Annotated in this window: 14 protein-coding genes; 7 read left to right on the top strand and 7 right to left on the bottom strand. The window is 71.7% G+C overall.

Annotated features, from left to right (window positions below; translation table 11 throughout):
* Positions 1-82 precede the first annotated feature (82 nt).
* Together H4N64_RS30510 and H4N64_RS30505 are read left to right on the top strand one after the other, a co-directional pair.
* Positions 83-853 (top strand): nucleotidyltransferase domain-containing protein, encoded by a 771-nt coding sequence (locus H4N64_RS30510; protein ID WP_186285663.1) that lies wholly within the window; start codon positions 83-85, stop codon positions 851-853.
* 118 nt (positions 854-971) lie between these two features.
* Positions 972-2870 (top strand): FUSC family protein, encoded by a 1899-nt coding sequence (locus tag H4N64_RS30505; RefSeq protein WP_186285662.1) that lies wholly within the window; start codon positions 972-974, stop codon positions 2868-2870.
* Here H4N64_RS30505 and H4N64_RS30500 read toward each other — a convergent pair.
* A complete protein-coding gene (locus tag H4N64_RS30500) occupies positions 2863-3801 on the bottom strand; it encodes an endonuclease/exonuclease/phosphatase family protein (RefSeq protein WP_186285721.1) in 939 nt (312 codons plus the stop codon). The genes H4N64_RS30505 and H4N64_RS30500 overlap by 8 nt on opposite strands.
* Positions 3802-3938: 137 nt before the next feature.
* Here H4N64_RS30500 and H4N64_RS30495 point away from each other — a divergent pair, with 137 nt between their 5' ends.
* The 3 genes from H4N64_RS30495 to H4N64_RS30485 all read left to right on the top strand — a co-directional run bounded on the left by H4N64_RS30495 (position 3939) and on the right by H4N64_RS30485 (position 6855).
* Entirely contained in the window at positions 3939-5282 is a 1344-nt protein-coding gene (locus H4N64_RS30495; protein WP_186285661.1) for an amidohydrolase, read from the top strand.
* Positions 5283-5292: 10 nt separating this feature from the next.
* Positions 5293-6504 carry a cytochrome P450 family protein gene (locus tag H4N64_RS30490; RefSeq protein WP_186285660.1) on the top strand — a complete coding sequence of 404 codons (1212 nt, stop codon included), beginning with the start codon at positions 5293-5295 and terminating at the stop codon, positions 6502-6504.
* A 168-nt stretch (positions 6505-6672) separates the two neighbouring features.
* Entirely contained in the window at positions 6673-6855 is a 183-nt protein-coding gene (locus H4N64_RS30485) for a hypothetical protein (RefSeq protein WP_186285659.1), read from the top strand.
* A 17-nt stretch (positions 6856-6872) separates the two neighbouring features.
* Here H4N64_RS30485 and H4N64_RS30480 read toward each other — a convergent pair whose 3' ends face one another.
* The 3 genes from H4N64_RS30480 to H4N64_RS30475 form a co-directional block, all read right to left on the bottom strand.
* The gene (locus H4N64_RS30480) at positions 6873-8753 is read right to left on the bottom strand and encodes an ABC transporter ATP-binding protein (protein WP_260860074.1); all 1881 of its coding nucleotides are present in this window, start codon (positions 8751-8753) and stop codon (positions 6873-6875) included.
* A 199-nt stretch (positions 8754-8952) separates the two neighbouring features.
* Positions 8953-9381 (bottom strand): hypothetical protein, encoded by a 429-nt coding sequence (locus tag H4N64_RS45670; protein WP_336246834.1) that lies wholly within the window; start codon positions 9379-9381, stop codon positions 8953-8955.
* Positions 9378-9980 carry an ATP-binding protein gene (locus H4N64_RS30475; protein WP_186285657.1) on the bottom strand — a complete coding sequence of 201 codons (603 nt, stop codon included), beginning with the start codon at positions 9978-9980 and terminating at the stop codon, positions 9378-9380. Before H4N64_RS30475 ends, H4N64_RS45670 begins: the two co-directional genes overlap by 4 nt.
* A 200-nt stretch (positions 9981-10180) precedes the next feature.
* Between H4N64_RS30475 and H4N64_RS30470 the strand changes: the two genes are divergently transcribed.
* Positions 10181-11041 carry a Scr1 family TA system antitoxin-like transcriptional regulator gene (locus tag H4N64_RS30470; RefSeq protein ID WP_186285656.1) on the top strand — a complete coding sequence of 287 codons (861 nt, stop codon included), beginning with the start codon at positions 10181-10183 and terminating at the stop codon, positions 11039-11041.
* A complete protein-coding gene (locus H4N64_RS30465) occupies positions 11042-11296 on the top strand; it encodes a DUF397 domain-containing protein (protein ID WP_015661207.1) in 255 nt (84 codons plus the stop codon).
* Positions 11297-11375: 79 nt separating this feature from the next.
* Here H4N64_RS30465 and H4N64_RS30460 read toward each other — a convergent pair whose 3' ends face one another.
* The 3 genes from H4N64_RS30460 to H4N64_RS30450 form a co-directional block, all read right to left on the bottom strand.
* Positions 11376-12080, bottom strand: a complete 705-nt coding sequence (locus tag H4N64_RS30460) for a fused DSP-PTPase phosphatase/NAD kinase-like protein (RefSeq protein WP_186285655.1) — start codon at positions 12078-12080, stop codon at positions 11376-11378.
* 125 nt (positions 12081-12205) lie between these two features.
* Positions 12206-13129 carry a hypothetical protein gene (locus H4N64_RS30455; protein ID WP_186285654.1) on the bottom strand — a complete coding sequence of 308 codons (924 nt, stop codon included), beginning with the start codon at positions 13127-13129 and terminating at the stop codon, positions 12206-12208.
* Positions 13126-13764, bottom strand: a 639-nt coding sequence (locus tag H4N64_RS30450; protein WP_260860069.1) for a PEP-utilizing enzyme, incomplete at its 5' end; no start/stop codon positions are given. The genes H4N64_RS30450 and H4N64_RS30455, both read right to left, overlap by 4 nt.

Here is a 13764-nt window from a genome sequence, read left to right as displayed (position 1 = left end):
GACACGCGGTGGCCCACCCCGCAACCCTGTGACCCACCCACCCGCCATCGCCACCGCGACCTCTGGGAGGCCCTGAGCCACCATGTCCGACTTCCTCGATACGACGGTGGACCGTCTGGCCGCCCTCCCCACCGTGCAGGCGGTGGCCCTCGGCGGCTCCCGGGCCCAGCACACCCACCGCCCCGACAGCGACTGGGACTTGGCGATCTACTACCGAGGCGCCTTCGATCCGGCCGACCTGCGCGCGGTGGGCTGGGAGGGCGAGGTGTCGGAACTCGGCGCCTGGGGCGGCGGCGTCTTCAACGGCGGCGCCTGGCTGACGATCGAGGGCCACCGCGTGGACGTCCACTACCGCGACCTGGACGTCGTGGAACACGAGCTCGCGGAGGCGGAGCAGGGCCGCTTCCGGGTGGAGCCGCTGCTCTTCCATCTGGCTGGGATCCCGAGCTACTTGGTGGTGGCCGAGCTGGCGATCAACCGGGTACTGCGGGGACAGCTGCCGCGACCGACGGTCTATCCGGAGAAGCTGCGACATACGGCGAGTGACCGGTGGTACGGGACTGCGCGTGCCACGCTCGCCTACGCCGAGGCCAACCATGCCGAGGCAGGCCGTCGTACCGAGCTCGCGGGTGCCATCGCCACCGCTGCCGCGCAGACCGGACACGCGGTGCTGGCGGCGCGCGGGGAGTGGGTGACGAACGAGAAGCGGCTGCTGGAGCGTGCGGGGCTGCGAGGTGTCGACGATGTCATCGGGGCTCTGGGGGAGGGGCGCGAGTCCTTGAGACGGGCGGCTGTCGAAGCGGGGCGGCTGTTCGAGAGGGCGATGGAGGGCGCGACGGCATTGCGTTCATAAAGAACGTGGCCCCGGCAAGCATTGTCACACGCGGGTAATACGCCCGTTCCTGAATCTCCAAGTGCGTGATCTACCGTCGGACTCACACCAGAAAGCCCGGCCACCGTCGCCCGAAGGCATGCCCCGCCCTCGTTCTGACAGGAGCCCTGTGTCGCGCCGCGTGTTTGTTCTGCCGCCCTGGCTCGGTCATGCTTTTCGTGCTCAGCGGGGGCCCGTTCCGTGGAGTGCGGTGGTGCGGGGTGGGCTGGCGGCGGGGCCGTTGCTGCTGGTCGCCGTGCTCGCCGGGCAGGCTTCCGTCGGGGTCGTTGCCGCCATCGCTGCCATGCTCGCCGGGATCAATGACCGGCCCGGCAGTCGGCGGGCGGCCGTCAGGCGGATGGGGGTGCCTGCGGTCGCGGGGGCTGTCGGGTTGGCCGTCGGGACCTATGGCGGGGAGCGCCTGGGGGCCGTAGGGCTCACGCTTCTGCTCACCCTCGTCGGGTTGCTCGCCGGCAGTGTCAGCGCCGTCGGGCCCGTTGCCTCCGGTGCCGGTACTCAGTTGCTCGTCGCTTCTGCGATCGGCGCCGGGATGCCCTTGCCGGAGACGGGGTGGGAGCGGGCGGTTGCCTATCTTGCCGGGGCCGGGTGGCTGCTGGTGCTGCGGCTCGCGCTGCCGAGTCCCGGGTCCTTCGTCGGTGACTTCCGGTTCGACGGGGAGCGGGACGCCGTCGCGTCCGTCTATGACGCCATCGCCGAACTGCTCGACGGCGCCGGGACCGCCCACGCCCACGCCCGGCGAGCCTCGCTCACCGCCGCCCTCGATCACGCTCAGGACGCCCTCGCCGGACCCCGGCTGCGGCGGTACGCCTCCTCCTCCGCCGAGCGGCGGCTGCATGCGCAGTACGCCGCCGCACTTCCGCTCGCCGAGGCCGCCACCGCGCTGGCCTGGGCCGGGGCGGCGGTCCCGGCGCGAGCCGCCGAAGGGCCACGGCGGCTCGCCTCCGCCGTACGCGCCAACACGCCTACCGGGCCACTGCCCGCGCCCTCCCGGAGCGTGCCCGCCCTGCGTGCCCTCGACGATGCCCTGCTGCGTGCCGCCGAGGCCTTCGACCGGGCCGAGGGCGGGAACGATCTGCATACCCGGCGACGGTCCCTGTCCTCCCTTGTCCGCACCGTCCTCGGCGCCGGAGGGCGGGAGTACGGGCTTCGGGTCGCCCTCTGCTTCGGGGCAAGCTCCGCCGTGGCGCAGGGCCTGTACCACTCCCACTGGTACGGGCAGCACACGCACTGGTACTGGCTGCCCGCCACCGCCGTCTTCCTCGTCAAGCCCGATCTCGGGCCGCTGGTGTCCCGGGTGCTGTGCCGGGCCGCCGGGACTGTGCTCGGGGCTCTGCTCTTCGCCGGGTTCGCCGCCGTGCTGCCCCGGCCCGAGGGGCTCGTCGCGCTGGTCGCCGTGTGCGGTGCGCTCATTCCCGTCGCCACTCGGCACTTCGCCGCCCAGACCGCCGTCGTCACGCTGCTCGTCCTCGCGCTGGTCATGGTCGGGGGTGAGCCGGAGGCCTCCGTCAGCCGGATCGGGGAGACCCTGCTGGCCTGTGCGATCGTGCTCGTCGTAGGACATCTGCCGATGCCCGGGCAGCGGGGTGGGGGAGTGCGGGCGCGGCTCGGGGCGGCGGAGCATGCGGCGCAGGCGTATCTCACGCATGTGTTGCGGGAGGCCGACAGCCACGGTGCCGACAGCCAAGGCGCCGACAGTCACGGTGCCGACAGCCGTGCCACCCGCTGGACCCTCCGCCGCGAGGCCTACCGCACGCTCGCCGAGGCCCGTGCCGCCATCGCTCTCGCCGCCGCCGAACTCCCGCCGCTCGCCCGGCACTCGGAGGGCACGGAGGAGGTGGCCGGCGCTCTCGAACGCCTCGTGGACACCACGACCGCCTGCGCCGTCCACCTCGACGACTCCGGCCGGCTCACACCCCGGTACGCCCAGCAGCTCGCCGGGGCGGTGGACGAACTGGCCGTGCTGCGGCGCGTCAGTTGAACCGCACCCACACCGGCGCGTGGTCCGACCCCGGCTCCCCGCGGCGCTGCTCCGGGTCCGGGCCGATCGACGGCAGGTGCGGGGCGTCCGCGCCGGGCAGGCCCGTGCCGGCCTCCGTCACGCGGTGGACCAGGCGATGGCTCAGCAGGACGTGGTCGATCAGCTCGCGTCGTCCGGAGTTGATACGGGAGAAGCGCTGCCCGGCCGGGATCAGGGGCGCTGTGTTCCACAGGCGTGCCCCGTCGCCCTTGTCCGGGGTCTCGAAACCCGGTGTGCCGATCTCCGAGCCGGGCGGGCCCAGCAGGATCTGGGTCGTGGCCGCCTGGACCTCGTCGTTCAGATCGCCCAGGACCGCCACCTCCCGCTCACGGCCCGCACCCTCCAGCAGCTCGTCCGCGAGTGCGCGCAGCGCCGCTGCCTCCGCCGCCCGCCGGTAGAGCGCATACGCCCCGAACCGGGCCCGCTCGCCCTCGTCCCGTGGCTGGAAACGGTCCCCGGGGTAGCTCAGCAGCTTCGACTTCAGGTGGCAGACCGCCACGCGCAACGACCCCGCCTCCACCGCCAGGAACCCCCGGCCCGCCTCCCGCGTCTCCCCGCCCGTGTCGTCCACCTGCACGGGCCGCACCTTCGGCGGGAACGCCGTCGTGTCGGCCAGCACCCGCAACGGCACCCTGCTGATGAACCCGACCCGTATCTCCCGGCCGTCGGGGTGTTCGGAGAGCGCCGTGTGCCAGTCGCCGCCCAGCATGGCGACCAGGTCCCGCAGTGCCGCCGGATCGCCGACCTCCTGCACGCCGAGCAGCGTCGGGTCGAGCTCCGCGATCACGGCGGCCAGAGCGGCCAGCTTCGTCTCGTAGGCGGCCTTGTCCTTGGGGCCCGACGGGCCGCCGGGCAGGAAGAGGTTCTCCAGGTTCCAGGTGCCGAGGAGCATGCCGGGCCCCTTTCCGAAGCCGTTGTGGCGGGCTGTGGTGAGGCCACAGTGCTCGCCCGCCGGGGGCCGCGACAGAGCGATGACGACATGCGCGGTTCGGCTCACACCACGCGTGTACGCCGTCGTACGTTGGCCGCATGACGCCAACCGTCGCCGATCTCATCATCACCGGATGCACCGTCCTTCTGCACGACGATCAAGAGCGGATCCGGTTCGAGGAGGACGCCGCGATCGTCGTACGGGAGGGGGCCGTCGAGTCCGTCACGGGCGCCGCACAGGTGGTGGATCTGCCTGCCGTGGAGCGGCTCGACGCGGGTGGGCAGGTAGCCCTTCCCGGGCTGATCAACTGCCATACCCACGCCCCGATGGTCGCGTTGCGCGGGGTCGCCGAGGATCTGCCCACCGAGGAGTGGTTCAACGACGTCGTCTGGCCCATCGAGTCCAACCTCACGGAAAGGGATGTGGAGTTGGGGGCGCGGCTCGCCTGCGCCGAGATGATCCGGGCGGGGGTCACCTGCTTCGCCGACCACTACTTCTCCATGGACGCCGTTGGCGCCGTCGTCGAGGAGTGCGGAATGCGGGCTCATCTCGGCGAGGCCTTCTTCTCCTCGCAGGGTCCTCAAGGCCGGGAGCGGTCACTGGAGTTCGCGCTCCGTCACCGAAGCGGCCGTATCACCACCGCCCTCGCCCCGCACGCCCCCTACACCGTCACCGACGCCGACCTCACCGCCACCGCCGAACTCGCCCGCGAGCACGGACTCCCCGTCCACCTCCACGCCTCCGAGAACCGCGACCAGGCCGAGGCGAGCCTCGCCCGGCACGGCGTCACACCCATCGGGGTCCTGAAGCGCACCGGGATCCTCGACACCGATGTCCTGATCGCCCACGGCACCGGGATCCTGGACACCGACCTGCCTCTCCTCGCAGAAGCGGGCGGCCGTGTCTCCGTCGCCACCGCGCCCCGCGGCTACCTCAAGTTCGCCTGGCCCACCACCACTCCGGTGCGCGCCCTGCGTGAGATCGGAATCCCCGTCGGACTCGCCACGGACGGCGCCGCGTCCAACAACTCCCTCGACGTCTGGGAGTCGATGGCGCTCACCGCGCTCATCCAGAAGTCGACGACCGGTGATCCGCGCTGGCTGACGTCCCGTCAAGCCCTGCACCACGCAACGCTCCAAAGCGCGCAGGCTGTTGGGCTCGGCGACCGCATCGGCAGCATCGCCCCCGGCCGACGGGCGGACATCATCCTCGTCGACCTGACCGGCCCGCACACCCAACCCGTCCATGACCTCGCCGCGACCCTCGTCCACAGCGCCCACTCCTGCGACGTACGCACCACGATCGTCGACGGCCGTGTCCTGATGCGCGACCGCGAGCTGCTGACCCTCGATGTCGCCGCCGTGGTAGGGGAGTTGACAGAGCGGATGCCCGGCCTCCTCGACCGGAGCCACGGCAAACGCATCCAGGAGTACGGCACATAGGCTGACCCCTATGACCGACCTCGCCGACGGCCTCATCGACCGCCCCCACGACGTCCACCGGCGCCTGCGCGAGAGCGCGCCCGTGCATCGGATCGCCGGGACCGACGGGAACCCCGCCTGGATCGTCACCCGGTACGAGGACGTCCGCGCGGGGCTCGCCGATCCCCGGCTGTCGCTCGACAAGAGGCATGCGGCGCCCGGGAATTACCGTGGCTTCGCGCTGCCGCCCGCCCTCGACGCCAACCTCCTCAACATGGACCCACCGGACCACACCCGTATCCGCCGACTGGTCGTCCGCGCGTTCACCCCACGCCGAGTCGAGCAACTCCGCGCGCCCCTACGACAGACCGCCGACCGGCTCCTCGACGCCCTCGGCGAGAGCGGCACCACCGACCTCATCGCCTCCTACGCCGCCCCGCTCCCCATCACCGTCATCTGCGACCTCCTCGGCGTCCCGGACGGACAGCGACGGGACTTCCGGACCTGGACCGACGTCCTCGTCGCCCCGGACCCGGCACGGCCCGGCGCCGCGAAGGAAGCCGTGGCGGCCATGCTCGCCTTCTTCACCGGGCTCCTCGCGGACAAGCGCGAGCGGCCCGCCGACGATCTGCTCTCCGACCTGATCGCGGTGCGCGACGAGGGCGACCGACTCACCGAGGACGAGTTGATGTCGCTCGCCTTCCTCATCCTCTTCGCCGGCTACGAGAACACCGTGCAGCTCATCGGCAACGCGGTCCTCGGACTCCTGCGCCACCCGGACCAGCTCGCCGTGCTCCGCGAGGACCCGTCCCGGATCCCGGCCGCCGTCGAGGAGTTCGTCCGCCACGAAGGCCCCGCCCTGCTCGCCATCCGGCGGTTCACCACCGAGGACGTCACGCTCGGGGGCGTCACCGTCCCCGCCGGTGAGACCGTCCTGCTCTCCCTGGCCGCCGCCAACCGCGACCCCGCCCGCTTCCCGGACCCCGACCGCCTCGACCTCGGCCGCGACGCCTCCGGCCATCTCGCCCTGGGACACGGCATCCATTACTGCCTCGGCGCCCCGCTGGCCCGCGCCGAGACCGAGATCGCCCTCGCCGCGCTCCTCGAACGGTTCCCACGACTCGCCCTCGCCGAGACCGACGTACGGTGGCGCCCCTCCCTGCGCGCCCGGGGTCTGCGCGCGCTTGAGGTGACGTACGGAAAGAATCCTGGGACCGAGGGAACGCGTCCGGTATCACGATGAGTACGAGGACCGACGCGGAAAGTTACCGAAAACGGCACAAAGCCGCGATCCGCCTCACACTCTGCGGTGGACGAGTGTCAACTATGTCTCAGTCCCGTCACTTCGCGAGGCGTTCACCCCGCTGTTGGCGTTTAACTCTTCGAGTACAGCGCTAGATGGAGGTGCAGGGTGAACGGGCGAACAGTGCTCGAACGCTTTCCCGCCGGCGGTCCGCGAGGCTCGTGGCCGGCGGAGGAGTTCGCGCAGGCGCGGCGTCGGGAAGGCCTGGACGCCGAGGTCGTGATGGACCTGGCGACCGACACCTTCCTGGTGATCGTGCGCAGTGACGTGGCCATCGACGCGGCCGCATGAGCATGTCTTCGAAGAGCTCAGCCCGCCTTCGGGGCGTTCCGGGCGTTCGGGGCGGGCACCCGTAGCGTGAACTGTTCCGCCTGGAGGGCGTACAGTTCCGCGTAGAGACCGCCCTCGGCCAGCAGCTCGTCGGGTGCGCCGGACTCCACCAGCCGGCCCTGGTCGAGGACATGCACCAGATCGGCGTGGCGCACGGACGCCAGCCGGTGGGTGATCAGGACGACCGTCTGCCCGGCCGAGGCCAGGGCGCGGATCTTGTCGAAGACCTCCAGCTCGGCCCGGGCGTCCAGGGCGGCCGTGGGTTCGTCCACGATCAGGATCCGGCCGCGCCGATAGGCGGCCCGCGCGATCCCCAGCCGCTGCCACTGCCCGCCGGACAGCTCATGCCCGCCGTTGAACTGCCGGGCCAGCAGGGTGTCCAGGCCGCGCGGCAGATCGGCCACCACCTCCTCGGCCCCGGCCGCGGCCACCGCGTCCGCCAGCCGCTCCTCGGTCAACGGCGCCGCCGACCGGCCTACGGCGACATTGACCCGCGCGGTGAACGGCCACCGCTTGAAGTCCTGGGCCACCATCGCGATGCGCTCGGCGAGCTGGTGCCGGTCGGCCCCGGCCGCGTCGACGTCGTCCCACAGGATCCGGCCGCGGTCCGGGGTGTACAGGCCCGCGAGCAGCTTGACCAGGGTGGTCTTGCCGGAGCCGTTCTCGCCGACCAGCGCCACGATCCGGCCCAGCGGCAGCGTGAGCGTGACATCGTCCAGGGCCGGGTGGGTGGACTCACCCGGGTAGCTGAAGGTGACGTTCTCGAAGCGGATCTCCCGCGGGTCCTCCGGCAGCGGCTCACCGCCGACCGGGATCGCCCGTTCGGCCGCCTCGGCGTACAGCCGTTGCAGATCGCCCACGAACAGGGCCTCCTCGTGCAACTGGTTGATCTCCAGCACCAGGCTGTCCAGGCTCGCCGAGCCGGTCCGGATGGCGATCACCGCGGTGCCCGCCACGGACAGCGCCATCGCCCCGGCCAGCAGCAGGGCGCCGAGCGTCGCGTACGTCGCCACCGTGGCGAGGCCGGTCCAGGCCGCCGCGATCAGGCCGGTGCGGGCCGCGAGCCGGGCCAGCCGTGCCTGTTCCGCCTCCGCGGTCTCCGACATGGCCCGGTAGTGGCGCAGCAGGAACGGGCCGACTCCGTGCACCCGGATCTCCGGGGCGGCGGCCGGTTCGGTGAGCAGTCCGCTGATCAGATGGCCGGCGCGGGCGTGCTGCACCCAGGTGTGGAACGACTCGTAGCGGCGCCGGGCGTTCGTCAGGGCGCTCCAGGCGCTGGGCAGGGTCATCGTGGCGAGCAGCGGGAGCAGGGCCGGGTGCAGCACGGTCAGCACACCGGCGGCCGCGATCAGGGAGATCATCGCGTTCACCACTCGGGCGCTGTAGGAGATCATGCGCCGGGCCGAGGAGGCGCCGTACTGGGCGGTGTCCAGCAGCTTGTGGAAGGCGTGGTCCTCGATCGCGGCCAGCTCCACGGCGGCGGCCCGCTCCAGGTAGAGCTCGGTGGCCACGCGCTCCACCTTCGGCTCAAGACGCCCGGTGGCGTACGTGGACGCGGCCCGCAGCAGCGCGCCGACCAGCATCACGGCGGCCATCGTGACCAGCGCCGGCACGGCCTGCCGCAGCCGGTCCTCGATCGCCCCGTCGCCGATCAGCCGCGCCAGCACGCTGTTCACGGCGAGCAGACTCACGGCCTGGGTCAGCCCCCGCCCGACCTCGGCCGCCAGCACGGTCCGCGCTGCCGTCCGGTCGGCCTGCCAGGCGAGCCGGAAACTGGAGGTCAGCAGCCCGGGCAGGCGGGTGACCATGGAGCGGAAGTTCAACTCCAGAAACGCGTCACGGTGCTGGTTCCAGCCCATGTCGTACCGCAGCGGTCCACCGAAGAGCAGCTGCTCGGACTCGGACACCTCGGCCGCGTCCTTCTTCCCCACGTCGCCTCCCCCGATCGCCGGAGGGACACTATGGCGGCGCGGAGGACCGACGGCCAGGGCGCAAACAGGGAGTACTGGGAGCAGCCCCCACCGGCCCGCAGCTGATTTACCGCGCACCCGCGGAGCGCTACGCGCTGACCTGCCGAGACCAGGAAGGCGTGGTCCCCGTAAGTCGACAGAGAACCAAGTAGAAGGGAATCGGCGGCGTATACGGCACCGTCCCGTCCGGCCGATGAATCAACCGCACCGCATCCGGAACCACTGCCCCCGTCACATACCGGGTCGATGAAGGCCACTCCAGCGCGTAGTCGGAGTCAGCAGGAACGATCCACCACCAGTACGCGTCATCGGTGTAGACACACCCCGCCTGAGGCAGTCGAGGCAGAATGAGTGGCCCAAGACGAGCAGGTACGGCCACTGCATCAAACCCCAGCGGCGCAGTCATACCTTCCGGCACCGCCAATTTCGGCGGCTCGGCCCGCGGAGCGAACCCACGGCGAAGTCGGACCAGTGAGTCAAGGCTCAGCACCTGACCGCCGCCGGACGTGACGCTCACGCAGGCCCCCCGTGTTCGTCGTCGCCGTCGGATCCGCCGGCCGGGCCGCCGGGCTTGGGCCTGGCTCCCCAGCCCAGGTCGTTGCGCGGCCTGGTGTCCTCGCGAGGGGTGTCCGCCTTGCGCGGCAGTTCGGCCCAGACCAGCAGCCCGGGCCCGTGCTCATGGGCGCCCCAGGAGTGACAGAGGGCGTCGACCAGGAGCAATCCCCTCCCGTGCTCCTCGTCGGCGCGCTGCGCCGCGGGGTGGGGCTCGCCCGGTGCGCACCCTTGGTCGCGCACGGCTATTCGCACCCGTTCGTCGCCGTCGTGCAGCTCGCAGACGATGTGCCTGCTCGCGGTGTGCACGATGGCGTTGGTGACGAGTTCGGAGACCACCAGGACCGCCGTGTCGCAGGTGTCCTGGCAGACCGACCAGCCGGTCAGCCGGTCCCTCGTCAGGCGTCTGGCCTGTGCCGGGGAGCCCGGATGTGCGGCCAGCTCGAAGCGAAACCGGCGCTCGGCGGGACCCCGCTGAGGGCCTACCGCCGTGGCGGCACCGAGGCCGAGCAGGCCTGCGGCAGCGTCTGTTCCTAAGGGCGCGGACGGAATCACGGTTGCCACTATCGCCCCGCCGTGAACACTTGGCAAGTGTCACTCTGAAAATTGCAGAGTGCTGTGTGACGCGGTGGATGGCCGTGGCACACTGCTCGCAACAGCATGTCGAGCGGCGCCAATTGGGATCGCCGGAGGTCTGCCCAGATCTTCGAATAGGTCTTCGAATGGCGCCGCAGGGCTGTCGGGATTCATTGGGAGGTGGGAGCGTGAGCGAGCCGCGGTCCGCGCCGACGGTCGGCCAGGTCGTCCTCGGCCGGCGCCTGCTGGACCTGCGGGAACGCGCCGGGCTCAAGCGTGAGGAGGCCGCCCGCGTCCTGCGTGTCGCCCCCGCCACCGTCCGCCGGATGGAGATGGCCGAGGTCGCCCTCAAGATCCCGTACCTCCAACTGCTGCTGAAGGCCTACGGGGTCGGCGACGAGGAGGCCGAGGCCTTCGTGTCGCTCGCCGAGGACGCCAACAAGCCCGGCTGGTGGCAGCGGTTCCACGACATCCTGCCGGGCTGGTTCTCGATGTACGTCAGCCTGGAGGGGGCCGCGAGCCTCATCCGGTCCTACGAGCCCCACTTCGTGCCCGGCCTGATGCAGACCGAGGACTACGCGCGCGGGGTGCTGCGATCGGGCGCCATCGGCCAGACCAAGCCCGACGACATCGAGCGCCATGTGGCCCTGCGCATGCAGCGCCAGGAACTGCTCACGCGTCCCGACGCCCCCCGCTTCTGGGTCGTCATGGAGGAGACCGTGCTGCGCCGCCGGGTCGGCGGCCCGGAGGTGATGCGTGCCCAGATCGACCGGCTGCTCGAACTGACGAAGCTGCCCAATGTGACGTTGCAGGTCGCCCCGTTCGAGAGCGGACCGCATCCCGGCACGTACGGGCCCTTCGTGCTGTTCCGATTTGCCATGTCGGAACTGCCGGACATGGTCTACAGCGAGTACCTGACCGGCGCCGTCTACCTCGACGCGCGCCCCGAGGTGGCGACCCACCTGGAGGTCATGGACCGCATGGCGGCGCAGGCCGCTACGGCACATCGCACGAAGGAGATCCTCCGGGATCTCCGCAAGGAGCTGTGAATGGATCGCATCAAGCCGCGCATACCCGTCTACAACGGCATGCCCGCGCGGGAGTTGGGCAGCGAGGGCTGGCACAAGCCGTGGAGCGGCGGCAACGGCGGCAACTGCCTGGAGGCGATGAAGCTTGCCGACGGCCGGATCGCCGTCCGCCAGTCGACCGACCCGGACGGGCCGGCGCTGATCTACACCACCGACGAGATGACGGCCTTCATCGAAGGCGCCAAGGCGGGTGTGGCGGACTTCCTGCTCTCCTGAGGCCTGTGCCCTTTTCAATTGCCCCACTACGACACTGAGTTGATGAACGACCGCTGGTGGAAGCCGACTTGGGCAGGTGTCAGAACCAGGACATGATCCGGCGCGGGGCGTCCACCACGCGGCTGACGACCACCACCGGCAGCGGAGGCTGCTCGGCCTTGCTGGGGCTGAGGTTCAGCCCGTAGTAGATCTGCTCGATCGACGGCGGTCCGACCGCGAGGTTGCGCCGGACCGCCTGGGCGGACGACTCCTCGCCGGTCTGCACGAGATAGGCGGCGGCCATCGTGCCCGTACGGCCGACTCCCGCACCGCAGTGCACGAACACCGGCCCTGACGCGTTCTTGACCACGGCCAGCAGCTGCTGGACCTGCTTGGGCGTCGGCGTCTGGCCGTCCCGGATGGGCAGGCGTACGTAGTCCAGACCGGCCTCGCCGGCTTCGGCGAGCTGCTTCGCGCTCAGATCCTCGGCGCGCAGGTCGACGACGGTGGCGAAGCCCATGCTCTCCAGCTCGCGGTATCCGGCGGGCGAGGGGGCGGCGCCGCGCCACAGCTTTCCGTCCGAGCTGACCGGCTGGAAGTTGTGCACACCCTGGACAGTGCGGGTGCCGGCGGGCGCCGAGGTCTCCGCCTTGGCCCAGTACGAGAGGCCGAGAATGCCTCCCGCGCCGACGGCCCACAGAATGAGGTAACCGATGATGACGCCGGCGAGGGCCCGCATGGCGCGCTGTGACAGCGGGCGCTTGCGGAGGGCAGGGCGAGGCAGAGTTGCGGTGAGGACAGCCATGGGCGACCCGGGGGACTAGGGGACGATGGGCGCTTAGGCAGCGTACCCCGGGTTCGTGATCGTCTACGTTTTACGTCCGTTTTGTGTGCCATGTCTCATTTGTCATGACCAGTGGTCGTAGAGCCTCACTCCTTGGCCGGTTCGGCGTCCCCGATGCCCACGACGGTGAGGTTGGCGCGCTCCAGCGTCGCGTCCTCCAGGCAGCCGCGCAGCCGCATCCGGTCGTGATCGGTGAGGGCCGGCCGCACCACTCCCGCGTACAGGCCGTCCCCGAGATCGCCCAGGCTCGCGTGGTGCAGCGGCACGGACGTGGAGTCCCGGCACCGCTCCCAGACCTGCTGCGCCGCCAGCGACCTGCGCGCCTCGGTCAGGTCGGCGCCCCGCAGATCGACCTGGACGAGCACCGAGGTCGCCTCGCTCTCGTCCGCCCGCTCCTCCCTGGTCTGGGTCAGATCGGCGAGCGCCACGACCATCGCCGCGAGCAGCGCGGCGCCCACCACGCCGGCGGCCACGGCCCGTGCGGTACGGCCCCGGGAGGGCGGGGCGCCGACCGGTGGCAGTTCCTCCAGATCGCCGGGCGCGGCCGGATCGGGCGCGGTGAGCACGGCCAGCCGCCCGGCGAGGTGCCGCTCGGCGGGTTTCGCCGTGGCCGAGGCGATCCGCTGGACGATCCAGGCGATCCCGGACAGCGCCACCCCGGCGACCATGAGCACCGGCACGAAGACGTACGTCCGCTCGGTCGGCTCGTCCAGCCAGCGGAACCGGCCGCCGCCGCTGTGCTCCGGCTCGGGCGCCGAACGCAGCCGGGCGAGGGCATCGTCCTGCCGTGCGGCCAGCTCGCGCTGCCTGCGGTCGGAGTCGCGCAGCCGCTCCTCGATCCGCGCCAGGCGTCCCAGCAGCACCAGACCGAACAGCATGACCTCGACCACCAGCAGCAGTACCCCGCAGATCATGGCCCGCTGCCACTGCCAGCGGTACAGATAGATCACGAGGTAGGTCCCCGCCCCGGCGGCGGCGAGCCCTCCGAAGACATACGCGATCTTCCTCATGATCCGTCCCCCAGCTGTACGTCACCCGCCGTCCCGTCGACGGTGAGGCGGGCCCCGACCGGGAACCGGCGTACCGCGTCCGGCGCCCCGACGACCGCGGGGAGGTGGAACTCCCTTGCCAGCACGGCCAGATGGGACAGCGGGCTGCCGGTCTGGGCGACCAGCCCGGTCAGCCCCGGCAGCAGCGGGGCGAGAGCGGGGTCCAGGGTCCGTACGACGAGCACGGCGTCCGGCGGTCGCTTCCCCAGGCCGTCCCAGGCCGTGCCGACCGCGCGTCCGGCGGAGACACCGCGCAGGCTGTCGCCCCGGCCGCGGGTCCGCTCGGCGACGACGACGCCGCCGTCCGCCAGGCGGAAGGAGTCGGGGAGCGGGGGTGTGGCGGAGGGCGCTCCGCGCAGGTGAAGGTCGGCGGGGAGCCCATCCCCCCGCAGGGCGGTGACCAGCTCCGGCCAGCGGAGGAGACCCATGCGCTCGGGGTCGGCCCCGGCCCGCCTGGCCACGTCCCTGACCAGCCGTATCTGGAGCTCCTGCACCCAGCGGATGCGCAGGCGGAGGGCCTCTCGGGGCGGGAGGGCGGCGGGGGAGGCCTGGGTCGGCTGCGGGAGTGTGCTGGGGGCGACGGGGAGCCGGTCCGC

The sequence above is a fragment of the Streptomyces cupreus genome (assembly GCF_014257025.1).
GTDB lineage: Bacteria > Actinomycetota > Actinomycetes > Streptomycetales > Streptomycetaceae > Streptomyces > Streptomyces cupreus.
Note: the sequence above shows the minus strand (reverse complement) of the source record. Positions and strands in the feature narration are given on the sequence as shown.